The sequence below is a fragment of the Aeromonas sp. LsrichE-8G genome, from assembly GCF_022869435.1.
GTDB lineage: Bacteria > Pseudomonadota > Gammaproteobacteria > Enterobacterales > Aeromonadaceae > Aeromonas > Aeromonas caviae.
In genome coordinates, this window is record NZ_JALIHH010000243.1 from 1 (window position 1) to 22,212 (window position 22,212).

Genomic DNA, 22,212 nt, shown 5'->3' on the forward strand with positions numbered 1-22,212 from the left:
TGCAAACTACCCGATGCACACGAGTGTGCTGGAAGGGGTGAACAACAAGATCAAAGTGATAAAGCGCATGGCATATGGATTTAGGGACTCAGAATACTTTTTTCTGAAAATCAAGGCGGCCTTCCCCGGAAAGCCGCGATGAACCAAAAAATCGGGCGGGCACCAGGCCCGCCCTCAGGCGTTACAGGGAGTCACTGATCGTCGAGAGGGTCATAGTCCTGCCAGCTCTCGTCATCCAGCTCCTCCAGCTCGTCTTCCCAAGATTCCGGCTCCCAGTCATCATCGAGATCGAAATCAGGCGTCTGCGTACCCATGCTCATTCTCCTTGGATAGTGCACCGGCCTACAAAGTCTATCCAGAATAATGGGGCTCGCCAGTGGTTCCGCTCAGAGCTTAACCAGGGTGCAGCCAGCCACCTGGAGTCATGGCTCCGGTGGCATCCACGCTCTGATCCAACCCGGTGATTGACCGGGCGAACACGTCGGCTGGCAGTTCCCGCGCAGGGCGACGGTGCACCGACCGGGTCTTCGGTCACAACGCCTTGAACATGCTTGCCTCGCCCTGTCGTGGCATCGCTCGTCAGGTGCTCTGACGCTTTTGCAATTGAAAATCCAGGGCGAGGCTCATGCCGGCCACCTCCTCGCCCGCCAGCTGGCGCAGGATCAGCTCCGCCGCCTCCCTGCCCATCTGGTGATAGGGGATCCTGACCGAAGTCAGCGCAGGATGACAGGCGCGCGCCACATCCAGATCGTCGAAACCGGCGATGGCGAGCTTGCCCGGCACGCTCAGATGGCGGCGCTGGCATTCGAACAGCACCCCGGCCGCCAGCTCGTCGTTGACGCAGATCAGCGCATCCAGTTCGGGCCAGCGCAGCAGAAACTCCCCCAGCATGGCCGCCCCCGTGCTAAAACTTGGCAGCTCAGAGGTATTGATGATGGCGTCCGGGGAGAGGTAGTTGTCCAGCAGCGCCTTCTGCCAGCCCTGCATGCGCTGCTGCAGCATCCACTGCTCCTGGCGGGCACAGAGAAAGCCGATGTTGCGATGACCGCGCTCGATGAGGTGGCGGGTCAGCTGATAACCGGCATCGAAGTTGGAAACCCCGACGTTCATGTCGATGGGATGGCGCGCCATGGCTCCCACCTCCACCACCGGCAAGCGGGCCGCCTGCAGGCGCTGCCGGATGACCTCCCCGGGATCGCCCCCAAACAACACCACGGCGGCCGGGTTGTGCTGCAGGAAATTGCTGAGCAGGCTGGCCTCCTGCTGCTTCAGGTGCTGGGCATCCCCCAGCATGATCTGGTAGCCCTCGGCGAGCAGGGTCTGCTGCAGCCCGGCAATCATGTCACCGCAGGCGCGCTCCGCCAGGCTGGGGACGATGACCACTATGGTCTGGGAGGTAGCGGATGCCAGCGCCCCCGCCGCCCGGTTCGGGATATAGCCGAGTTCATCCACCGCCGCCTCGATGCGCTCTCGCATCTTGTCTGACACCAGCTCGGGGGTGCGCAGGGCGCGCGACACCGTCATGGCTCCCACGCCAGCCAACTGGGCCACATCGTTGAGGGTCACCCGACCCGTGCTGCGGCGTTTTTTCGCTTCTGACATCCTTTCCCTTCCTCGGCATGCGGGCATTCACTTTAAGGCAAAAGCGGGGCACTGACTATTTGCTCAAACCGGATTTTACCTTCTCTGAGGCCGATAAGGGGCAGAATGAATCCCTTCTGTGAGAGAAATGATAGCGCTATCACAGATCAATGTTAGCGCTATCTGGTAGCGCTAACTTTCGCGATCAAGCTCACAGTTATCAAAGGGCAAGATCGCTAGATTGGCGCCATCCTATCCAGTCCGGACACTACCATGCTGACCCAATTGCTGACCGAGGAGGTCATTTCCATCGAAGCGGGCGCCCGCGACTGGCGCCACGCCATCGAGCTGGCCACCGCCCCCCTGCTGGCCAACGGCACCATAGAGCCCTCCTATGTGGCGGCGCTCTATCGCTCCCACGAGGAGCTCGGCCCCTACTACGTGCTGGGGCCGGGCCTGGCCATGCCCCACGCCCGCCCGGAAGACGGCGTCAACCGGTTGGGACTCGCGCTGACCGTGCTGAAGGAGGGGGTCAACTTCGGCTCCGAGGGCAACGACCCGGTCCGGCTGCTGGTCACCCTGGCCGCCAGCGACAGCAACTCCCACGTGAAGACCATCGCCCAGCTGGCCGAACTGTTCATGAATGAAGAAGACGTGGCGGCCACCAGCAAAGACGACATCTTGCGCATCCTGGCGCGTTATTGAGTGGCGCCCTGCGCCCGACAGAGGAAGAGAACATGAAGATTCTGGTTGTATGCGGACACGGCCTGGGCACCAGCCTGATGATGGAGATGAGCATCAAGAGCATTCTCAAGGAGCTGGCCGTGACGGCCGAGGTGGATCACCGGGATCTCGCCTCCGCCGGCAGCGAGAGCGCCGAGATCTTTGTCGCCACCCGCGACATCGCCGAACAGCTGGTCAGCATGGGCGTCAACGGCCGGCTGGTCTCGCTGGACAACATGGTCGACAAGGCCGCCATGAAAGAAAAACTCGCCATCCCCCTGCGCGAGCTGGGCGCACTCTAACCCCTTTCAACTGTCTGGGCGGCCGGTGAGCCGCCGCTTCCATCTGCTTGGAGCTGACCATGGAATTTTTCAATTTTCTGATGTTTGACGTGCTGTCGGAGCCGGCCGTGCTGGTTGGCTTGATCGCCCTCATCGGCCTGATCGCCCAGAAGAAACCGGTGACCGAGTGCATCAAGGGCACGGTCAAGACCATCATGGGCTTCGTCATCCTGGGGGCCGGCGCCACCCTGGTGGTGAACTCGCTGGGCGACTTCGCCACCATCTTCCAGCACGCCTTCGGCATCAAGGGGGTGGTGCCAAACAACGAGGCCATCGTCTCCATCGCCCAGCAGTCGTTCGGCAAAGAGATGGCGATGATCATGTTCTTCGCCATGCTGGTGAACATCCTGATCGCCCGGCTCACCCCGTGGAAATTCATCTTCCTGACCGGTCACCACACTCTGTTCATGTCGATGATGGTGGCGGCCATCCTCTCCGCCGGCGGCATGAGCGGCATCCCGCTGATCGCGGTAGGCAGCCTGGTGGTCGGCGTGACCATGGTGCTGTTCCCGGCTCTTGCCCACCCCTACATGAAGCAGATCACCGGCTCCGATGACGTGGCGCTCGGCCACTTCTCCACCTGCTCCTATGTGCTGGCCGGCTGGATCGGCGCCAAGTTCGGCAACAAGGCCCACAGCAGCGAAGAGGTGCAGGTACCCAAGAGCCTGCTGTTCCTGCGCGATACCCCGGTGGCCATCTCCTTCACCATGGGCATCATCTTCCTTATCACCTCTCTGTTTGCCGGTGCGGATTACGTATCGGAAGTCGCCAAGGGCAAGCACTGGTTCATGTTCTCCCTGATGCAGTCCATCACCTTCGCCGCCGGGGTCTACGTGATCCTGCAGGGGGTACGGATGGTCATCGCCGAAATCGTGCCGGCCTTCAAGGGGATCTCCGACAAGCTGGTGCCCAACGCCAAGCCGGCGCTGGACTGCCCCATCGTCTTCCCCTACGCCCCCAATGCGGTGCTGATCGGCTTCCTGTCGAGCTTTGCCGCCGGTCTGGTGGGCATGGTGCTGCTATACCTGCTGGGGCTCACCGTCATCATTCCGGGGGTGGTACCGCACTTCTTCGTCGGCGCGGCGGCCGGGGTGTTCGGCAATGCCACCGGCGGTCGTCGCGGCGCCCTGCTGGGAGCCTTCGCCAACGGCCTGCTGATCACCTTCCTGCCGGTGTTCCTGCTGCCGGTGCTGGGGGATCTCGGCTTTGCCAACACCACCTTCAGCGATGCCGACTTCGGCGTGGTGGGGATCCTGCTCGGCCTCATCGTACGCTGATCACTCTTGCCCATCGGGGGCATGGCCGACGGTGCCATGCCCCCGCTCATCCTCCCGTACTGCCAGCCGGGCCCCACCAGCCCAAACAACGTCGAAAATATGTGCAAACACAGTGCGTGGGATCGGATTTTCACCCCATAGCGGCAGCATCTGACAGGGGAGTACGATATGCTGATGCGCTGACGTTCAACCCGACCTCGCTCGAGGCCCTTTCCATGAAATACCTGGTAGTACAAACCAAACAGATAGGAGATGTGCTGATCTCCACCGCACTGTGCAACAACCTCAAGCAGCACGACCCTGCCGGGGAAGTTCACTATCTGGTCATGGATTACTGCGCGGGCATGGCAGAGGGAAACCCCAACATCGATCGGTTGATCATCATCGAGAAGGCGCGCCGCAACGAGTGGCGCTACATGAAGGATTTGCTGCTGGGCATTCGCCGCGAACGCTACGATGTAGTGATCAACAGCCAGGGCCAGATGATAGGCCTGCTGACCTGCCTCTTCTCCGGCGCCCACCTGCGGATCGGCTTCGACTCCTTCCCATGGCGCCTGGGCCACAACCGCATCGTGCGCTTTCGCCATGACACCGAGCATCAGGGCAACAGCACCCTGGTGGACGACCGGTTTTCACTGCTCAAGCCCCTCGGCCTCGCCAGGGAGGATCGCAACTACTATCTCTGGCTCAGCGACGCGGAGAGACAACGGGGGCGAGAGACCCTGCTGGCCGCTGGCGTCGACCCGACCCGGCCACTCATCGCCATGGGAGTGAACTCACTCGGCCATTACAAGCGCTGGCCCATCGACTGCTTCGCCAAGGTCGCCCAGTGGCTCATCGAGGAGCACAATGCCCAGATCCTGGTCTATTGCGGACCGGGGGAAGAGGAGTACAACCGGGGGCTGAAGCCGCTGCTGCCAGAAGCGCTGCAGGCCAGCGTGTTTGACCATGTTCAGACCCGCTCGGTACGGGAACTGGTGGGGCTCTTCGCCCATTGCCAGCTCTTCGTCGGCAATGACACAGGCCCACGGCACATGGCGCAGGCGCTGGAAATACCGCTGCTGACCATAGTGGCGCCTGGTGGCGACAAGATCATCGCCAACCCGGTGAACCACCCCCGTTATCAAGCCATCGATATCTTCGATGCCAAGGGAGAGGATTTCCAGCTGCCAACCCAGGAGAAGGACTTCTTCGATGAAGTCCTGTTCCGCTCAATTACACCTGAGCTGGTTATTCAGCGGCTAGCGGCTCTGCTTGCTCAGTCACGGACAGCAGACTAGCTAGCGCCTCGCAGACGGCCCGGTCATCGACATTGTTCATGTCGGCATTCAGGCCAGGGGAGTCGCTAAACAGGATCCGGACCCGCGGCGTGCTGGTCGGCAACCACTGGTTGAACGTCTCACCATGGCGCGGATAGATAGCCACCAGCGGCTTCTCCAATCCGACGGCGATATGCACTATGGCGGTGTCCACCGACAGCACAGCCATGCACTGCTGAACACAATAAATAGCATTATCTATGGTTTTTACGCCATCCAACAGCATAACATTGCTAGCCGCGCTAGCTCTGAGCATGGCCTCCGCCGCAGCATAAGTTGCGGGTGAAGAGAGCACTCCGAAGCGATAGGCAGCGAACTCGGTTGCCAAGGTCTTCAACAACTCAACCATCTTGGCGTGCGAGAACGACTTGTACTGAGTGCTGCCGAAGGGGTTGATGAGGATGAGGTCATCACAGGCCGAGGTCACATTCCCCTTCTCTGCCACTGGGATCATGTACTTCTGATCTACTTCTTTCGCACCCAGCAGTGACAGCAGATAGCGATATTTATCCTGGAACAGCATGCCCGCCGTCGCCTCGGACAACTTCACATTGACACGTCCGATACTGTCGTCGAGGGAGGCAACATTGGTCGACGAGAGTTTGTACAGGAGATATAGATCCTTCATCTTCATCCCCTCGGTGAGATGTATCACCAGATCGACATGGGGAATGGCTGACACCATCTTGCCAATAGCACCGTAGCCGGGTCGCTTGTTGATCTCGATGACCTCATCAACCCCGAAACAATCCCGATACAGGCTGGCCAGGGCTGGGGTCGTGATAACCGTCACTTTCTTGTTGCCCGGCAGTTTTTTTAGCTCCCGGAAGAAAAAGGAGGAGATAAAGGAATCCCCCAGCTTGGCATCCCAGCGAACCACCAAAATATGCTTGATATCCCCCTGGATGCCGAGTGGCATCTTCTTGTCAAACAAGAGAATACCCAGGGCTCTGCGCACCCGATCACGTAATAGCTGCAAATAACCGATCACTATCAAACCTCGCCATCGGTCACATGCGGACCATAGTTGCGATCATCGATCGTGGTATCAAACAAACCGACATCCATGCAGCAGGGTTCAATGCCCGAAGCAGTCAAACCATTGAGTTGCAGCCGCCCGGTCAAATAATCTGATGGCATCCGAACTGGGTAAGCTTTTTCCAATAACTTCTTGGCGCCCGCCAAGGTCAGTATATAACCTGCCGCCGAGATTATTCCTCGCTTGGAGTTGCGACTCGGTGAGATATATTTGGCAAGGCGATACCCTTCCGGCATTTTTTTCATCCATGGCCATGACTTCACCTTGCCGTGATGCAGGAAGACAATCTCAGACTGACATGCCGATATGGCCTGCGATACGATGGCTTTGAAATGACAATGCAGATAAATATCGTCTTCCAAGACGATGCAGCACTCTATTCTTTTGGCAACCATCATCTCATATATACGGATATGGCTCATGGCACAGCCCACTTCACCCAAACTCAGGTCATGGCCACAAAATTGCTTGGCGAGCGGAAAGTCCACCCGCTTCAGTTCATCCTCAGGGAGGGTCTTGCCATCCACCGCATCGAAAAATGAAAACTCTATTGCTCGGCTATCCATATGTTGCTTGATAAAGGCACGCCGTTCCTGGCTTCTAACCAAGCTGATAACAAATACAGGGATCATGATGCTTTCTTTTCCATATTGAATTCAATGGTACACCAGCAGAAAACCAGGCTCAGCTCATATAGATACAGCGTATTTTGATGCTCAAATGGAACATCGCTTAAGGCGCTGACGGCAAACGATAGCGGTATCATGGTATATGGGGAACCCCATCCAGCCTTTTCTACTATCAGCTTCATTGGGTAAAACAGGAAGATAATTAGAGCCAGAATCCCTACCGCACCCCGAATAATCAAGTTCTGCATATACTGGCTATGAGCATGCGCCAGAGCAGGATCCATCACCAATGGAGACACAAGCCCCCGTGAGATTTGTTGCTCTTTTACGGCAGTAAAACCGTCAGTGCCGACCCCAATCAGAGGGGAATCCAAGAATCCCAGCCAAGCACTCTCCCATGCCACCACACGTAACCCCCATGAGGAGTTATATGCACCACCTTCCATGTTGTTGATATCTGAGACAGCGGATGCCATTCTGTTCTGCACTAGGGCATTAGTATGATAAAAACCAATCATACTAATTATAAATAATAAAGCCACCGCACCATATTTCCATGGTTTGAAGAGTGACTTGTAAATAAGTGTGTAACTAATAATAACACCCAATGCCAACCAAACTCCCCGGCTTTGAGATAAATAGAGCGCCAGTAAGGAAGCTATCAGAGACATTATTGATAAGACTTTAATCCAACCAATCTTCCTCACCCCAATAAATAGACACCAGTTCAAAATTATAAAAGTAAGGGCGGCTTGTGAAAATAAAATTGCATTGGTAAACCCTTCCACTCTGACAATACCATTTTCATGCTGCCAAAGACTCAATAGACCCAATCCAATTCCACCACTCAATATGGCAATGCAACCAATCGAGAGCAGTATTTTCTTTCTAGGCATCATCAAAGAGAATACAGAAACATACAATAAGCTTCGCATTACCCCATACTGATCTCCATGAATAATTCTGTTTATCAGGATCACGGCGGCGTAGAAGACAAAAACCCAGACGAGACGCCGATCGGTAAAGAAAACATCCTTCTTTCCCCCGATAAAATAGTTCAGCAGACCAAGAACACTGGACACGACCAACAAGTTCGACAAGATGCTCTGACCAGAAGAAACCAAGAACAGACCACAGAATGAAAATGCAATCGTCAGCGCAAAAGCGGCAGTTGTTACCTTATCGAGATATTCAAGAGGCTTAATAGACATCAATACTTATTTCCTGAATACATAGTTACCACGGATCTTGCGCCACAGACCGAACATGTCGGTGCGGGGGAAGATGGCGATCCGGCGGATCTGGAACGGATCCCGGTGCATGGCTCTGGGGCCGCTGTTGGTGGCCACAGCATAGCGATAACCGGCGGCAACGGCCTGGGATTTTGCACTGTCGTTCAGATCCCCGTAAGGATAGGCAAACGAGATCAGGGGATGGCCGAGCAACTGCTCCAGCCAGGCCTTGTTGGCCTGGATCTGGTGGGCCTGCTCCTCTGGGGAGAGCGTACTCAGGCGGGGGTGAGTCAGGGTATGGCCCCCGATCTCCACATGACCGGAGGCCACCAGCGCCTTGATCTCCTCCGGGGTCATCAGGGTCACCGGGGTATCGGGGTGGGTCGGGTGCTCCACATCCCAGCGATTGTGATCCTCACCGGTCACCACATAGACCACCGCCTTGTAGCCATACTTTTCCAGCAGCGGCAGCATGCGGGTGAGGTTGTCCCGATAGCCGTCGTCCACGGTGATCATCAGGTACTTCTTGCCGTATTGCAGCCGGTGGATGAACCCGTTCTCCACCAGGTCGGCAAATGTCAGCGTCTCGTAGCCCAGCCACTTCATCAGCTTGAGGTGCTTCTCGAACATGGCGACCGGGAGCCAGGTGCCATGCACTCCCTTTTCGCTCTCGTGCTCGATGAAGCGGTGATACATAATGACCGGCATCTCCCGGCGCAGGGTCTCGACCACGGCATCCTGATAGACGGATTCCAGCCCGGTCACGACGCCTTGCAAGTCATACTCTTGCAGGATCCGCTGGCGCACTGGGTCTGGCACCACCTTGGAGGCCAGCGCCGAGGGGATCTGCGCCTTCAGCCTGGCAAAGTCGATGGCCAGATCCCTGGGGCCGATGTCGCCGAAGTTGCTGGCAAGCGCCTCGTCCAGATTCTGCTCAGTCACCAGACCGATGGCCCTGGCTTCGCCGATGGCAAACGCCGGACGACCGCACAGCAGCGCCTCCATCGCCACCCGACCGGCACCGATCACCAGATCGCAGCCCGCCATCAGGGCGGGCACATCGTCCACATAGCCGACGAAGTCGACCTTGTCCTGAAAACGCGCAAAACGCGCCGGCACCTGGGTGCCGCTGACGACGCGCACCCGACAGGCTTCCAGATCCAGCACCTCGTCCAGCAACCGGTAGCAGAGCTCCCCCTTGGGACCGCTCAGCCGACCAATGATGGCGATCACCGGCTTGTCGTTGTCCGGTATCGGCACGGGCTGGAACTTGTCGGTCTCGATGCCGTTGCGCAGCACCTGCACCATGGCCGGGTCCACCCCCAGGTTGTCGATGATCTGGCTGGCGATATCCTCGCACACCGCCACCGCCCGGTAGCCCAGCGCATGGAATGCCTTGCGGGAGGCGTGTACCGGCTGGCGCCCGTGCACCGTGGTGATCATGGGGGTGCCGGTCAGCTTGCAGGCGACGTAGCTGCTCCAGCCCGAGGCGCGCGAATGGGCGTGCACAAGCTGGATCCTGTGCTTGCGGATCAGATAGATGAGATAGAAGACGTGCCAGAAGCGGCGCAGGATGCTGCGCTTGTTGAAGCGCAACCGAAAGACCGGTCCCAGAGTCGGTTTGGTCAGGGTGTCAGAGACGTAGAAAACCTGGTGGCCACGGCGGGTCAGCTCGTTGCCGACCGTGGTGGCATAGACCTCCGCGCCCGTCACTTCGAGCTGGGAGAGAGCCATCAATATGTTCATGCAAGCGCATCCGATCGACGGGTGGCCAGAGCCACCCGCCAGAGGGGGATCAAGCCCGGTTCAACCAGGCCATGTAATCGGCCACGCCTTCGGCCACAGTCTTGAACTCGCCGTCATAGCCGACGCCGCGCAACTTGGTGAGATCCGCCTGGGTGAAGCTCTGGTAGCGACCCTTGAGGTGATCCGGGAAGGGAATGTATTCGATGGCGCCTTTCTGGTGATGCCTGATCACGGCTTCCGCCACGTTCTGGAACGGCTCGGCACGGCCGGTGCCGCAGTTGAAGATGCCGGAGTGCTGCGGATTCTGCCAGAACCAGAGGTTCACCTTGCAGACGTCGTCCACGTAGATGAAGTCGCGCATCTGGCCGCCATCCGGGAAGCCGTCACAGCCCTCGAACAGCTTGGGATTGTCACCCTGCTTCACCTGGGTATTGAGGTGGAAGGCCACGGACGCCATGGATCCCTTGTGCTGCTCGCGGGGACCATAGACGTTGAAGTACTTGAGACCCACCACCTGGGAGTTGATCTCCGGCATCCAGCGACGCACGTACTGATCGAACAGCTGCTTGGAGTAGCCGTAGACGTTGAGGGGCTGCTCGAACCTCGGGTCTTCGATGAAGTTGTCGTTGCGCCCGCCATAGGTCGCGGCGGAAGAGGCGTAGATGAACGGAATTTCCCGCTCGATGCAGTAGTGGAACAGATCCTTGGAGTACTCGTAGTTGACCTCCATGATGAACTTGCCGTTCCACTCGGTGGTCGCGGAGCAGGCGCCTTCGTGGAAGATCACCTCGATGCCGTCATCCCATTCCTCGAATTCGTCACCGGAGACGATCCGCGCCTGGAACTCGTCCTTGTCCATGTAATCGGCGATGGTGAGGTCGACCAGGTTGACGAACTTGGTGCCGTCGGTCAGGTCATCAATGACCACGATATCGGTCCGTCCTTGAGCGTTCAGCTGCTTGACCAGATTGCTGCCGATAAAGCCAGCACCGCCAGTTACTACGATCATGGAGTTTGCCTCGCGTACGTTGTGGCCCCGTGTGACTGCCTGTTAAAGCTGTGTATAGTGGGCCAATTTGAAATTGCCGAAAAGTTTATCACGGGCCGCAAGGGGATTCGACCTCGATGACTTTTCCCCTTCGGGCCCGGCAGAGGGACCAGCGATGAAGACCAGAGACAGGATCATCCACAGCGCCACCGAGCTGTTCAACGATCAGGGCGAGCGCAACATCACCACCAACCACATTGCCGCACACCTTGGCATCAGCCCGGGCAACCTTTACTACCACTTCAGAAACAAAGAAGACATCATCCACTCCATCTTCGATCAGTACGCCCGCCACCTGAGCGACAGCTTCACTCCGATCCGCAGCAGCGAGATCCGGCTGGAGGATCTGATGGGCTACCTGGATGCCATCTTCTATTTGATGTGGCAGTTCCGCTTCTTCTACGCGAACCTGCCGGACATCCTGAGTCGCGACGAGCTGCTGCAGCAGAAATACCTCAAGGCACAGGAGCAGCTCCGTGCCACCGTGGAGACGCTGCTCAGAAGCCTGCGCGAAGGCGGTATCATCGCCGTCAGCGATGAAGACCTGCCGGATCTCGGCCAGACCATCAAGATGGTCGTCACCTGCTGGATCCCGTTCCAGATCGCCCAGGCCCCGGCCACCCGCATCACCAAACCCCTGCTCTACCAGGGGGTCTTGCGGGTGCTGTTTTTGCTGCGCCCCTACGTGCAGCCACAGGTGGCCCCCCAGATACATCAACTGGAGCAACATTATCACCAACTGGCCCAACCAGCCGGGTGAGATCTGTTTCACAATTGTTGATTATCAGCATAAAAATTTGAATTTATACGCAGGGATTACAGTAAAATGTCGCCCATTCTAGGGTCTGTCGGCGTTTCGTCGCGACCGTGACGACGCCGAACCGTGCGGGTTGCACGGCCCGGGATCCTGATAACACAGTCGATACAGCAATGAGGACCGAGGATGTCTAACGGATTCTATCGTCACCTGACCGAACAGCTCGAACAGGTCAAGGCGGAAGGGCTATACAAGCAGGAGCGCATCATCACCTCGGCCCAGCAGGCCCAGATTGCGGTGGGTGGCGAGCAGGTACTGAACTTCTGTGCCAACAACTACCTGGGGCTGGCCAACCACCCCGACCTGATTGCCGCCGCCCATCAGGGGCTCGAGAGCCACGGCTTCGGCATGGCCTCCGTGCGCTTCATCTGCGGTACCCAGGACCAGCACAAGGAGCTGGAGCAGAAGCTGTCCGCCTTCCTCGGCACCGAAGACAGCATCCTCTATTCCTCCTGCTTCGACGCCAACGGCGGTCTGTTCGAGACCCTTTTCAGTGCCGAAGACGCCATCATCTCCGACGCCCTCAACCATGCCTCCATCATCGATGGGGTGCGGTTGTGCAAGGCCAGGCGCTATCGCTACGCCAACAACAACATGGCCGAACTGGAAGCCCAGCTCAAGCAGGCCGATGCAGACGGCGCCCGCTTCAAGCTGATCGCCACCGACGGCGTCTTCTCCATGGATGGCGTCATCGCCGACCTCAAATCCATCTGCGATCTGGCCGACAAGTACGACGCGCTGGTGATGGTGGATGACTCCCACGCCGTCGGCTTCATCGGTGAGAACGGCCGCGGCACCCACGAATACTGCGAGGTGATGGAACGGGTCGACATCATCACCGGTACCCTGGGCAAGGCGCTGGGTGGCGCGTCCGGTGGCTACACATCCGGCAAGAAAGAGGTGATCGACTGGTTGCGTCAGCGCTCCCGTCCCTACCTCTTCTCCAACTCCCTGGCACCCTCCATCGTTTCGGCCACCATCAAGGTGATCGACATGCTGGCCGAGGGTCACGACCTGCGTGCCCGCCTCAAGGAGAACAGTGCCTACTTCCGCGAGCGCATGAGCGCCGCCGGCTTTACCCTGGCCGGCGCCGATCACGCCATCATTCCGGTCATGCTGGGGGATGCCAAACTGGCCGCCGAGATGGCGAGCCGCATGCTGGCCGCCGGTATCTACGTGGTGGGCTTCTCCTTCCCCGTGGTACCCAAGGGTCAGGCGCGCATCCGGACCCAGATGTCCGCCGCCCATACCCGGGAGCAACTGGACAAGGCGATCGATGCCTTCATTCGCATCGGTCGCGAGCTCGGTGTGATTTGATCACATGGCTGGCTGATTAAAACGGGGGCCAAGGTTGGGCCCCATTTTATTACCCTCTGTACCCGGCATGGCGCCGTGAGGAATCTGTCATGAAAGCACTCTCCAAACTCAAATCCGAAGTCGGCATCTGGATGACCGATGTCCCGGCTCCCGAGCTCGGCCACAACGATCTGCTCATCAAGATCCGCAAGACCGCCATCTGCGGCACCGACATGCACATCTACAACTGGGACGAGTGGGCCCAGAAGACCATTCCCGTCCCCATGGTGGTGGGGCACGAGTATGTGGGAGAGGTGGTCGCCGTCGGCCAGGAAGTGCGCGGCTTCGCCATCGGCGATCGCGTCTCCGGCGAAGGCCACATCACCTGCGGCCACTGCCGCAACTGCCGTGCCGGTCGCACCCACCTGTGCCGCAACACCATTGGTGTGGGTGTGAACCGCCCGGGTTCCTTCGCCGAATACCTGGTGATCCCGGCCTTCAACGCCTTCAAGCTGCCGGACAACATCCCCGATGAGCTGGCCGCCATCTTCGATCCGTTCGGCAACGCCGTGCACACCGCCCTCTCCTTCGATCTGGTGGGTGAAGACGTGCTCATCACCGGCGCAGGCCCCATCGGCATCATGGCCGCTGCCGTCTGCCGTCACGTTGGCGCCCGTCACGTGGTGATCACCGACGTCAACGAATACCGGCTGGAACTGGCCCGCAAGATGGGCGCCACCCGTGCCGTCAACGTGGCCAAAGAGAAGCTCTCCGATGTCATGGAAGATCTCGGCATGACCGAAGGGTTCGATGTGGGGCTGGAGATGTCCGGGGTACCCAGCGCCTTCCAGGACATGATCGACAAGATGAACCACGGCGGCAAAATCGCCATGCTCGGCATTCCTCCCTCCACCATGGCCATCGACTGGGGCAAGGTGATCTTCAAGGGACTCTTCATCAAGGGGATCTACGGCCGCGAAATGTTCGAAACCTGGTACAAGATGGCAAGCCTCATCCAGTCTGGCCTGGATCTCAGCCCCATCATCACCCACCATTTCCATATCGATGACTTCCAGCAGGGCTTCGAAGCCATGGGCTCGGGCAAGTCCGGCAAGGTGATCCTGAACTGGGATTGAGGACACGCGAGGGGCGCCTGGGCAATCAGCGCGCCCTATTTTGTTCAGCCTCACTACACCCGGCGTATGCCGGGTTTTTTTATTTGGCATCACCCCTTCCCGCTCTGCCACTTTGTTTGCAGATTGCTTAACACTTCACACACAAGCGTTTAAATGGCTGTAACTATTCGGTTATAATCCCGTCGTTTTCTGGGGATAATAAGAGCCTGCTGGGAGTACATGAGCGTGTTGAAAAAACTGAGCTATTTGCTGGCTGCCGGGATGGCGGCCGCCACTCTGTCCGGCGCCGTCCTTGCCGCCGATGACATGTCGACAGAGGCCATCGCCGAGCGTATTGCCCCGGTTGGCCAGGTTTATACCGCCAAGGATCTGGAAGGCATTGCGACCGCGGCGGCCGCGCCTGCGGCAGCCTCCTCCGGCCCACGTGACGGCGAGACCGTGTTCAAGGGTGCCTGCTTCGCCTGCCATGATACCGGTGCCGCTGGCGCCCCCAAGCGAGGTGACAAGGCCGCCTGGGAGCCACGCATCGCCCAGGGATTCGACACCTTGCGCAAACACGCCATCGAAGGCTTCACCGGCAAGGCTGGCATGATGCCACCGCGGGGGACCTGCGCCACCTGCAGTGACGAAGAGATCGAGAACGCCATTCACTACATGATCGACAAGCTCTAAGTAATTGAAAGGGCTCCTCTTGCAGCCCTTTCAATCCCATCACTTCCGACTACGCTTGAAGGTAAGTTTTTTCGGGAGTGTTGCATGTCAGTTCAGCCCACCACACCGCCAGACTCGCACTCCTTGCTGGCGGTCGTCTCCTCCATCATGGATTTTCCCGCCCCCGGCATTGCCTCCCCCGAGGATTACGCCCGACTGGTCGGTATGCTGGACACACTCTGCCCTCTGCAACATTTCGCCATGCTGGGGCTGGCCGACGGGGGGCTGAACTGGCGCTACACCTATCAGCTTCCCGACGTGTTCAAGCAACAATTGGGACGGGAAGAACCTCGCCTCACCGAACAGCTCACCCGGCTCGATGAAGGTCAGGGCTGGTGCGTGCAGCCTGTGGAGCATATCGACGTGCAGTGGTTGCTGGCACGCAGCACCCCGGATCAGGCCCCCACCCTGAGGCTGCTGCTGGAGTGCCTGGCCAAACGCCTGCACGAAACCCAGACCGGTACCCAGCTGGCGGGGCAGGCTTCCCCTCTCATGCAGCGGGATCCCCAGTGGCAGGAGAAAATCGAGAAGATCGGCCGAGTGATGCGCCTGGCTCACAACCTGCCTCAGCATGCCCTGTTTGCCCAGTTGGAAGCTGTGTTGCGCCAGATGCTCTCGGTCAGCGACATGTTGCTGATCCGGCTGGAAAACCAGCGACTGGAGCGACTCTATCCACCACACCTGACATACGACGATGACATCATTCGGGCCATGTGCCACAGCACCAACAGCGTAGAGCGCCATGAAGAGGGACTTTACTGGTACAGCCTGCCCCTGCGCCAGCAGCAGCAATACTTTGCCCACCTCATCCTCAACATGACCCGGCCTCTGGAAACCGATGACAGGCTGTTCCTCGATTTCCTGCGCCATCAGCTGACCCTGTTGCTGGAGCTCAAAAGGGTGCGACAGCAACTCGATGAGCTCAACTCGGAGGAGTCCATCAACCAGCGACTCCAACAGCTGCGCCAAACCAACTTGAGGTTGCAGAAACGGCTCAAGCATCATCAGGAGCTGGAGCGGCGGCTCCAGTTCAATGCCCTGCACGACCCGCTGACCCAGTTGCCAAACCGGGCGCTGCTGATGAATCACCTGCATCATGCCATGACCCGCTACCGCCGTTACCAGACAGCCGGCTTCACCCTGATTTTCGTCGATGTGGATCACTTCAAGCAGGTCAATGACGCCCTGGGCCACAGTGCCGGCGATCAGTTGCTGCAGGAGCTGGGCAGCAGGCTGCAAGGCTGCATCCGGCAAAATGACATGGTGGCGAGGCTCGGAGGGGACGAATTCGTCATCTATCTTGACAACAGCCAGCGGGAAGAGGACATCAGCCCCGTGCTCAATCGCCTGATTGGCCGTATCGGCCATCCGTTCCGGCTCCAGGGCAACGAACTGACCATCACCGTCAGTCTGGGGGTCGCCAACGTGACGGAGCAAACGGCCGATGTCAGTGAACTGCTGCACCAGGCAGACCTCGCCATGTACCAGGCCAAGCGTAACGGCCGCAGCCGCATCGTCATGTATTCGGAGGCCTGTACCGAACAGGCGGGGTCACCGGAAGAGCGGCTCTTCAGAGCCTTGCGGGAAGGGCGGATTGTGCCCTACTTCCAGCCGGTGATCAGGCTGTGTGACAGCCGCCTGGTCGGACTGGAGGTGATGGCGCGCTGGATAACGGAGGAAGGGGAGCTCAAGGATGCATTCGACTTCATTCCTCTGGCGGAACAGTGCGGCCTCATTCAGGATCTGGACCGCCAGATCCTCAAGCGCACCTGCCAGCAACTGAAGCTTTGGCAACCCGCCTCCGGGGTCGGTCGTTTCAGGATAGCCATCAACCTCTCCGGCAAGCACCTGGCCAGCCACGAGCAGATCATGCAACTGCTCACCATCATGGAGGAGGAGGGTGTCATCCCCGCATGTTTCATCTTTGAGTTCAACGAACGCGAGCTCTCCCGGCAGAGTGCCGACTCCCTCACTGCCCTGCATGAACTGAGGGCGAAAGGGATCCAGGTCAGCCTGGATGACTTCGGCACCGGCTTCTCTTCCCTCAACGCCCTGTTTCACTTCCCGGTGGATTACATCAAGGTGGACGACAGCTTCACCCATCGCATGTTGAACTCACCCAAGGATCTGGCGCTTATCCGCGCCATGCGGGACATCTGCCAGGACCTCGACTTCACCCTGGTGGTCGAGGGGATCGAAAATCAGCAGCAGTTGCAAAAGCTCATCGAGCTTGGCTGCGCCCTCGGGCAGGGGCGCCACATCTCGCCCCCGCTGCCGGGAGCCGATATTCCCCCTCTGCTGGGTCAGGCTTCTCGAGAGACCAAGCCTTCCGACCTCAATCCTTCTTGAACAGGGCCCGCAGGTTGGCGACACCAACCTGCCCCTTCTGCTGGCGCTCCTCGGCCGTCACCTTCTTCTGGTTTTCCCACTCCAGGTCATCCTGGGGCAGCTCCAGCAGGAAGCGGCTCGGCTCCGGCCGCACCGACTCGCCAAACTGGCGGCGCTCCTTGCAGAGAGTAAAGGTCAGTTCGGTCTGGGCCCGGGTGATCCCCACGTAGGCGAGGCGCCGCTCCTCCTCCACATTATCCTCGTCGATGCTGGTCTGGTGGGGCAGCAGCCCCTCCTCCATGCCCACCATGTAGACATAGGGAAATTCCAGCCCCTTGGAGGCGTGCAGGGTCATCAGCTGCACCTGATCCGCCTCATCCTCCCCTTCGTTGCGCTCCATCATGTCCCGCAGGGTGAGCCGGGTAACCACCTGTGCAAGCGTCATCGACTCTTCCAGCTCGTCCCCTTCCAGCATCTCGCTGATCCAGCGATAAAGGGTGGAGACGTTTTGCATCCGCATCTCCGCCGCCTTCGGACTGGGGGAGGTCTCATAGAGCCACTCCTCGTAGTGGATCTCCTTGATCATGTCCCGTACCGCCTCCACCGGATTGCCGCGCAGCGCCTGATCGCCAAGCCTCACCAGCCAGTTGGTGAAGGCCTGCAGGGCGGATAGACCGCGCCCGGAGAGGTGTTGCTCCAGCCCCAGCTCGAAGCTGGCGGCAAACAGGCTCTTGCCGCGCTGGTTGGCGTACTGGCCCAGTTTTTCGAGGGTAGTGGGGCCTATCTCGCGGCGCGGCAGGTTGACCACCCGCAGGAAGGCAGTGTCCTCATCCGGGTTAACTAGCAGCTTGAGGTAGGCCATGATGTCCTTGATCTCGGTGCGGGAGAAAAACGAGGTACCGCCGGAGATACGGTAGGGAATGCGGTTGGTCATCAGCGCCTTCTCGAAGATGCGCGACTGATGGTTGCCCCGATAGAGGATCGCGTAATCCTTGAACCGGGTGCGGTTCATGAACTTGTGGCCCATCAGCTCGGCGGCGATACGCTCCGCCTCGTGCTCCTCATTCTTGGCAAACAGCACCTTGAGCTTCACCCCCTCGTCCAGCTCGGAGAAGAGCGCCTTGTCGTAGACGTGGGGGTTGTTGGCGATCAGGATGTTGGCACACTTGAGGATGCGCCGCTTGGAGCGGTAGTTTTGCTCCAGCTTGATGAGCTTGAGGCTGGGAAAATCCTCGTTCAGCAGCACCAGGTTCTGCGGCTTGGCACCACGCCAGGAGTAGATGGACTGGTCATCGTCTCCCACCACGGTAAAACGGGCCCGCTCGCCGACAATCTGCTTCACCAGCTCGTACTGGCTGGTGTTGGTGTCCTGATATTCGTCGACCAGCAGATAACGGATCTTGTTCTGCCAGCGGGTGCGTACCTCCTCGTTGCTCTTGAGCAACAGGGTCGGCATCACGATGAGATCGTCAAAATCCAGCGCGTTGTAGGCCACCATCTGGCGGTGATAGCGCTCATAGAGCTGGGCCAGCAACACTTCTTCCGGGCCTCGGGCGATGCGCATGGCGCGAGCCGGCAGGATGAGGTCGTTCTTCCAGTTGGAGATCTGGCTGATAAGGGCCGAGAGCTTGTCCTTGTCGTTGTCGAGCTCCGCCTCGGTCAGCTCTTTCAGCAGCGCCAGCTGGTCGGTATCGTCGAACAGGGAGAAGTTGGCCTTGAGGTTCAGGCTCTTGTGCTCTCGGCGGATGATCTCGAGCCCCAGAGTGTGGAAAGTGGAGACCATCAGCCCCCGCGCCTCCTTGCGACCCAGGGTCTGGCCGACCCGCTCCTTCATCTCCCGCGCGGCCTTGTTGGTGAAAGTGACGGCGGCGATGTTGCGCGCGCTGTAGCCGCACTGCTGTACCAGATAGGCAATCTTGTTGGTGATGACGCGGGTCTTGCCCGATCCGGCACCCGCCAGCACCAGGCAAGGGCCGGAGACAAACTTGACCGCTTCGTTCTGATTGGGGTTGAGCTTCATGGGCCGGATCTCTTGGCTTATGATGAGGGGCGGCATTGTAACAGAGATCCCGCAGGCAGCCGAAACCGCAGGCAATATCCCGCCACTGCGCCTTGTGTTTGACCGCTATTTTCCGGATCATGGCCGACTTTTCCAGATGATATGAGGGGAGCATGAACCAGCAACAGCACGCCCGGCTGCGCAGCCAGTTTCCGGCCTTGGCACAAGAGGTCAACGGCCACCCTCTGGTCTATCTGGACAATGCCGCCACCACCCAGAAACCCCAGGTGGTGCTGGATGCCATCGCGCACTATTATCGGGCCGACAATGCCAACGTGCACCGCGCCGCCCATGCCCTGAGCGGCCGGGCTACCCGTGCCTTCGAGGCCGCCCGCGAGACGGTTGCCCGCTTTATCAATGCACCCCGCAGCCACGAGGTGATCTGGACCCGCGGCACCACGGAGGCTATCAATCTGGTGGCCCAGAGCTGGGGAATGAGCGAGCTGAGGGCGGGGGATGAAGTCGTGCTCAGCACCTTGGAGCACCACGCCAACATCGTCCCCTGGCAGCTGGTCGCCCAACGCACCGGTGCGGTGATCCGGGTCATCCCCCTCGATGAGCGGGGCGATCTCGATCTGGCCGCCTATCACGCCCTGCTGGGACCACGTACCCGACTGGTGAGTGTGGCCCACGTCTCCAATGCCCTTGGCACCGTCAACCCAGTCGAGCAGATAGTGGCGGCGGCCAAGGCGGTCGGCGCCCTGACCCTGATCGACGGCGCCCAGGCAGTGGCCCACTTCGAGGTGGATGTGCAGGCCATCGGCTGCGACTTCTACGCCTTCTCCGGTCACAAGCTCTATGGCCCGACCGGCATCGGCGTATTGTGGGGCCGCACCGAGCTATTGGAACGGATGCCGCCCTGGCAAGCGGGAGGCGAGATGATCGACAGGGTCAGCTTTGCCGGTACCACCTTCAACACCCTGCCCTTCAAATTCGAGGCAGGCACCCCCCATATTGCCGGCGCCATCGGCCTGGCCGCAGCCATCGGCTTTGTGATGGAGCAGGACAAGGATTCATTGGCCAGCCATGACGCGGCGCTGACCGACTATCTGGTTGCCGGACTGCAACAGGTGCCAGGGCTGCGTCTGGTCGGCGAACCCGGTCAGCGCGCCGGCGCGGTCTCCTTTCTGCTGGACGACATCCACCCGCAAGATGCCGCCACCCTGCTCGACATGCAGGGTATAGCCCTGCGGATCGGCCATCACTGCGCCATGCCGCTGATGGAATCGCTCGGTATCGGCGGCACGATGCGTGCCTCCCTGGCCTGCTACAACAATCGGGACGATGTCGACGCCCTGCTGGCCGCCCTGCACAAACTCCGTGACTTCTTCTAAGGCAGACAATCCAATGAACAGCCTCGCAACCTATACCCCCATAGGCCTTGAGCCCGATGCCGACGCCATCCGCCAGCAGTTTGCCGCAGCCCACGGCTGGGAGAACCAGTACCGACTCATCATCCAGCTCGGCAGACAGCTACCCGCCTGGCCCGCAGAGTGGCAGACCGAAGAGCACCGCCTGAAAGGCTGCGAAAGCCAGGCCTGGCTGAAGGGGGAGAAAGGTGAGGATGGTAACTGGCACTTTGCTTGCGATTCCGATGCCCGCATTGTGCGTGGTCTGATCGTCATCGTACTGGCGGCGCTCAACCACCAATCTGCAGCGACGATCCACTCCTTCGACATGGAGGATTATTTCACCGAACTGGGGCTGGAGAAACACTTGAGCCCGTCGCGGGGCAACGGGCTCAGAGCTATTGTGTTGGCAATCCGGGGGCTGGCCGTCTAATCCGCCTTGTCCAGTGGTCGATTAGGCTTCGCCAATCGACCCTGCGCCTTCATTTCCGGCCTCTTTCTCGGCGCGGGCTCCCCGCTCGGCAATCTTCTTCAATACCCGGGACGCAGCAACCAAGCCAAAGGTCGCCGTCACCGGCGTCACGGCACCGAAGCCGGAGGCGCAATCCATCTTCATATTGCCGTCGCTGGCCGCCTTGGCCTGGCAGGTGCCGCCATTGCCATCCGGATAACTCAGCTGCTCGGTTGAGAAGACACACTCCACCCCGAATTTGCGCGCCGGATTCTTGCTGAAGTTGTGCAGTCGGCGCAGGTCGGAGCGCACCTTGGCGGCCAGCGGATCCTGAATGGTCTTGGCCAGGTCGGCCACGGTGATCTGGGTCGGGTCCATCTGCCCGCCGGCACCGCCCGCCACGATCACCGGGATCTTGTTGCGCTTGCAGAAGGCAATCAGCGCCACCTTGGCCTTGACCGAGTCGATGGCATCCACCACATAGTCAAACTCCCGCTTGATATGCTCGCCCAGGTTGTCGGCGGTGACGAAGTCATCCACCTCGATCACCTCGCAATCCGGGTTGATGGCACGGATGCGCTCGGCCATCACCTCCGTCTTGAGACGGCCGACCGTGCCCTGCATGGCGTGGATCTGGCGATTGGTGTTGGTGATGCAGATGTCATCCATGTCGATCAGAGTGATCTGGTTGATACCGGCCCGAGCCAGCGCCTCGGCCGCCCAGGAGCCGACGCCACCGATCCCGACCACGCAGATTTTCGCCTGGCTGAAGGAGCGCAGCGCACTCTGACCATAAAGACGGGCTATGCCCCCGAATCGCTGTAGATACTCTGCTTTCATACCACCACCTTGCTTGAGGGCGGCCATTATAGCGGCAACCTCTCTCAGGGGCGATAATCGGATGATGGCGGTGTTGAGGTGAGGGAAAAGGAGTGCTGTGCCGGAAAAGAAAAAAAGCCCAGTCGTTAGACTGGGCTTCTTGAGTAGTGGCGGAGCGGACGGGACTCGAACCCGCGACCCCCGGCGTGACAGGCCGGTATTCTAACCGACTGAACTACCGCTCCGCATTCGGTTAGCTTTCGCTAAATCTTTTGCTGCTTGTTTGTGAGGTGTCATCCTCGCAGCCAGCC

The 22,212-nt window shown here is 59.4% G+C and carries 21 protein-coding genes and 1 tRNA gene; 12 read left to right on the forward strand and 10 right to left on the reverse strand.

The features are described 5' to 3' along the window. The coding region (locus MUW49_RS20015) for a transposase (protein ID WP_210537842.1) at window positions 1-142 on the forward strand (142 nt) is incomplete at its 5' end. A gap of 49 nt (window positions 143-191) precedes the next feature. On the opposite strand, the gene MUW49_RS22005 is transcribed toward MUW49_RS20015, so the two are convergent. Both MUW49_RS22005 and MUW49_RS20020 read right to left on the reverse strand, forming a co-directional pair. After that, window positions 192-314 carry a hypothetical protein gene (locus tag MUW49_RS22005; protein ID WP_010672437.1) on the reverse strand — a complete coding sequence of 41 codons (123 nt, stop codon included), beginning with the start codon at window positions 312-314 and terminating at the stop codon, window positions 192-194. Between the two features lie 265 nt (window positions 315-579). Next, on the reverse strand, window positions 580-1,602 hold the full coding sequence (locus MUW49_RS20020) for a LacI family DNA-binding transcriptional regulator (protein ID WP_041212112.1): 1,023 nt from the start codon (window positions 1,600-1,602) through the stop codon (window positions 580-582). A gap of 252 nt (window positions 1,603-1,854) precedes the next feature. Between MUW49_RS20020 and MUW49_RS20025 the strand changes: the two genes are divergently transcribed. The 4 genes from MUW49_RS20025 (at window position 1,855) to MUW49_RS20040 (ending at window position 5,202) form a co-directional block, all read left to right on the forward strand. Then, a complete protein-coding gene (locus MUW49_RS20025) occupies window positions 1,855-2,286 on the forward strand; it encodes a PTS sugar transporter subunit IIA (protein ID WP_244813119.1) in 432 nt (143 codons plus the stop codon). 32 nt (window positions 2,287-2,318) lie between these two features. Then, window positions 2,319-2,606, forward strand: coding sequence for a PTS sugar transporter subunit IIB (locus tag MUW49_RS20030; protein WP_223945797.1), 288 nt, complete (start codon window positions 2,319-2,321; stop codon window positions 2,604-2,606). A 59-nt stretch (window positions 2,607-2,665) separates the two neighbouring features. After that, the gene (locus tag MUW49_RS20035) at window positions 2,666-3,922 is read left to right on the forward strand and encodes a PTS ascorbate transporter subunit IIC (RefSeq protein WP_010635518.1); all 1,257 of its coding nucleotides are present in this window, start codon (window positions 2,666-2,668) and stop codon (window positions 3,920-3,922) included. 215 nt (window positions 3,923-4,137) lie between these two features. Next, window positions 4,138-5,202, forward strand: a complete 1,065-nt coding sequence (locus tag MUW49_RS20040) for a glycosyltransferase family 9 protein (RefSeq protein WP_223945786.1) — start codon at window positions 4,138-4,140, stop codon at window positions 5,200-5,202. Here MUW49_RS20040 and MUW49_RS20045 read toward each other — a convergent pair. Genes MUW49_RS20045 through rfaD form a run of 5 tightly spaced genes read right to left on the reverse strand, consistent with a single transcriptional unit; the run spans window position 5,153 to window position 10,896 of the window. Further along, on the reverse strand, window positions 5,153-6,232 hold the full coding sequence (locus MUW49_RS20045) for a glycosyltransferase family 9 protein (RefSeq protein WP_223945785.1): 1,080 nt from the start codon (window positions 6,230-6,232) through the stop codon (window positions 5,153-5,155). The two genes, MUW49_RS20040 and MUW49_RS20045, sit on opposite strands and share 50 nt — an antisense overlap. A 2-nt stretch (window positions 6,233-6,234) precedes the next feature. Beyond that, window positions 6,235-6,912: a glycosyltransferase family 25 protein gene (locus MUW49_RS20050; RefSeq protein WP_223945784.1), complete on the reverse strand. Its 678-nt coding sequence runs from the start codon at window positions 6,910-6,912 to the stop codon at window positions 6,235-6,237. Next, entirely contained in the window at window positions 6,909-8,120 is a 1,212-nt protein-coding gene (locus MUW49_RS20055) for an O-antigen ligase family protein (protein ID WP_244813120.1), read from the reverse strand. The genes MUW49_RS20050 and MUW49_RS20055 overlap by 4 nt, the downstream gene beginning before the upstream one ends. Before the next feature lie 6 nt (window positions 8,121-8,126). Further along, window positions 8,127-9,887, reverse strand: a complete 1,761-nt coding sequence (locus tag MUW49_RS20060; RefSeq protein WP_244813121.1) for a polysaccharide deacetylase family protein — start codon at window positions 9,885-9,887, stop codon at window positions 8,127-8,129. Window positions 9,888-9,936: 49 nt separating this feature from the next. Then, window positions 9,937-10,896 (reverse strand): ADP-glyceromanno-heptose 6-epimerase, encoded by a 960-nt coding sequence (gene rfaD / locus MUW49_RS20065; RefSeq protein WP_039041134.1) that lies wholly within the window; start codon window positions 10,894-10,896, stop codon window positions 9,937-9,939. Window positions 10,897-11,050: 154 nt separating this feature from the next. Between rfaD and MUW49_RS20070 the strand changes: the two genes are divergently transcribed. The 5 genes from MUW49_RS20070 to MUW49_RS20090 all read left to right on the forward strand — a co-directional run bounded on the left by MUW49_RS20070 (window position 11,051) and on the right by MUW49_RS20090 (window position 17,244). Beyond that, the gene (locus MUW49_RS20070; RefSeq protein ID WP_010672429.1) at window positions 11,051-11,695 is read left to right on the forward strand and encodes a TetR/AcrR family transcriptional regulator; all 645 of its coding nucleotides are present in this window, start codon (window positions 11,051-11,053) and stop codon (window positions 11,693-11,695) included. Between the two features lie 183 nt (window positions 11,696-11,878). Next, a complete protein-coding gene (locus tag MUW49_RS20075) occupies window positions 11,879-13,069 on the forward strand; it encodes a glycine C-acetyltransferase (RefSeq protein ID WP_244813123.1) in 1,191 nt (396 codons plus the stop codon). A gap of 89 nt (window positions 13,070-13,158) precedes the next feature. Then, entirely contained in the window at window positions 13,159-14,184 is a 1,026-nt protein-coding gene (gene tdh, locus MUW49_RS20080) for an L-threonine 3-dehydrogenase (protein WP_010672427.1), read from the forward strand. Between the two features lie 219 nt (window positions 14,185-14,403). Next, window positions 14,404-14,856, forward strand: coding sequence for a c-type cytochrome (locus MUW49_RS20085; protein ID WP_039041132.1), 453 nt, complete (start codon window positions 14,404-14,406; stop codon window positions 14,854-14,856). 84 nt (window positions 14,857-14,940) lie between these two features. Beyond that, window positions 14,941-17,244 carry a bifunctional diguanylate cyclase/phosphodiesterase gene (locus MUW49_RS20090; protein ID WP_200163706.1) on the forward strand — a complete coding sequence of 768 codons (2,304 nt, stop codon included), beginning with the start codon at window positions 14,941-14,943 and terminating at the stop codon, window positions 17,242-17,244. Here the strand turns inward: MUW49_RS20090 and rep are convergent. Beyond that, the gene (gene rep / locus MUW49_RS20095) at window positions 17,231-19,243 is read right to left on the reverse strand and encodes a DNA helicase Rep (protein WP_201872958.1); all 2,013 of its coding nucleotides are present in this window, start codon (window positions 19,241-19,243) and stop codon (window positions 17,231-17,233) included. The genes MUW49_RS20090 and rep overlap by 14 nt on opposite strands. A gap of 152 nt (window positions 19,244-19,395) precedes the next feature. Here rep and MUW49_RS20100 point away from each other — a divergent pair, with 152 nt between their 5' ends. Together MUW49_RS20100 and MUW49_RS20105 are read left to right on the forward strand one after the other, a co-directional pair. Beyond that, window positions 19,396-20,616, forward strand: coding sequence for a cysteine desulfurase (locus MUW49_RS20100; protein WP_210556369.1), 1,221 nt, complete (start codon window positions 19,396-19,398; stop codon window positions 20,614-20,616). Between the two features lie 13 nt (window positions 20,617-20,629). Beyond that, the gene (locus tag MUW49_RS20105; RefSeq protein ID WP_223945780.1) at window positions 20,630-21,064 is read left to right on the forward strand and encodes a SufE family protein; all 435 of its coding nucleotides are present in this window, start codon (window positions 20,630-20,632) and stop codon (window positions 21,062-21,064) included. 21 nt (window positions 21,065-21,085) lie between these two features. Here the strand turns inward: MUW49_RS20105 and tcdA are convergent, their stop codons facing one another. Both tcdA and MUW49_RS20115 read right to left on the reverse strand, forming a co-directional pair. Continuing rightward, window positions 21,086-21,922: a tRNA cyclic N6-threonylcarbamoyladenosine(37) synthase TcdA gene (gene tcdA, locus MUW49_RS20110; protein WP_052815000.1), complete on the reverse strand. Its 837-nt coding sequence runs from the start codon at window positions 21,920-21,922 to the stop codon at window positions 21,086-21,088. A 147-nt stretch (window positions 21,923-22,069) separates the two neighbouring features. Next, a tRNA-Asp gene (locus MUW49_RS20115) sits at window positions 22,070-22,146 on the reverse strand. Window positions 22,147-22,212 lie beyond the last annotated feature (66 nt).

Bases quoted from the DNA above. Each gene is read 5' to 3' on its own strand.
- MUW49_RS20105 (WP_223945780.1), top strand. From the start codon at position 20,630: ATGAACAGCCTCGCAACCTATACCCCCATAGGCCTTGAGCCCGATGCC.
- MUW49_RS20055 (WP_244813120.1), bottom strand. From the start codon at position 8,120: ATGTCTATTAAGCCTCTTGAATATCTCGATAAGGTAACAACTGCCGCT.
- rep (WP_201872958.1), bottom strand. From the start codon at position 19,243: ATGAAGCTCAACCCCAATCAGAACGAAGCGGTCAAGTTTGTCTCCGGC.
- MUW49_RS20020 (WP_041212112.1), bottom strand. From the start codon at position 1,602: ATGTCAGAAGCGAAAAAACGCCGCAGCACGGGTCGGGTGACCCTCAAC.
- MUW49_RS20050 (WP_223945784.1), bottom strand. From the start codon at position 6,912: ATGATCCCTGTATTTGTTATCAGCTTGGTTAGAAGCCAGGAACGGCGT.
- MUW49_RS20100 (WP_210556369.1), top strand. From the start codon at position 19,396: ATGAACCAGCAACAGCACGCCCGGCTGCGCAGCCAGTTTCCGGCCTTG.
- MUW49_RS22005 (WP_010672437.1), bottom strand. From the start codon at position 314: ATGGGTACGCAGACGCCTGATTTCGATCTCGATGATGACTGGGAGCCG.
- MUW49_RS20025 (WP_244813119.1), top strand. From the start codon at position 1,855: ATGCTGACCCAATTGCTGACCGAGGAGGTCATTTCCATCGAAGCGGGC.
- MUW49_RS20085 (WP_039041132.1), top strand. From the start codon at position 14,404: ATGAGCGTGTTGAAAAAACTGAGCTATTTGCTGGCTGCCGGGATGGCG.
- MUW49_RS20090 (WP_200163706.1), top strand. From the start codon at position 14,941: ATGTCAGTTCAGCCCACCACACCGCCAGACTCGCACTCCTTGCTGGCG.
- MUW49_RS20060 (WP_244813121.1), bottom strand. From the start codon at position 9,887: ATGAACATATTGATGGCTCTCTCCCAGCTCGAAGTGACGGGCGCGGAG.
- tdh (WP_010672427.1), top strand. From the start codon at position 13,159: ATGAAAGCACTCTCCAAACTCAAATCCGAAGTCGGCATCTGGATGACC.
- MUW49_RS20030 (WP_223945797.1), top strand. From the start codon at position 2,319: ATGAAGATTCTGGTTGTATGCGGACACGGCCTGGGCACCAGCCTGATG.
- MUW49_RS20040 (WP_223945786.1), top strand. From the start codon at position 4,138: ATGAAATACCTGGTAGTACAAACCAAACAGATAGGAGATGTGCTGATC.
- MUW49_RS20070 (WP_010672429.1), top strand. From the start codon at position 11,051: ATGAAGACCAGAGACAGGATCATCCACAGCGCCACCGAGCTGTTCAAC.
- rfaD (WP_039041134.1), bottom strand. From the start codon at position 10,896: ATGATCGTAGTAACTGGCGGTGCTGGCTTTATCGGCAGCAATCTGGTC.
- MUW49_RS20035 (WP_010635518.1), top strand. From the start codon at position 2,666: ATGGAATTTTTCAATTTTCTGATGTTTGACGTGCTGTCGGAGCCGGCC.
- tcdA (WP_052815000.1), bottom strand. From the start codon at position 21,922: ATGAAAGCAGAGTATCTACAGCGATTCGGGGGCATAGCCCGTCTTTAT.
- MUW49_RS20075 (WP_244813123.1), top strand. From the start codon at position 11,879: ATGTCTAACGGATTCTATCGTCACCTGACCGAACAGCTCGAACAGGTC.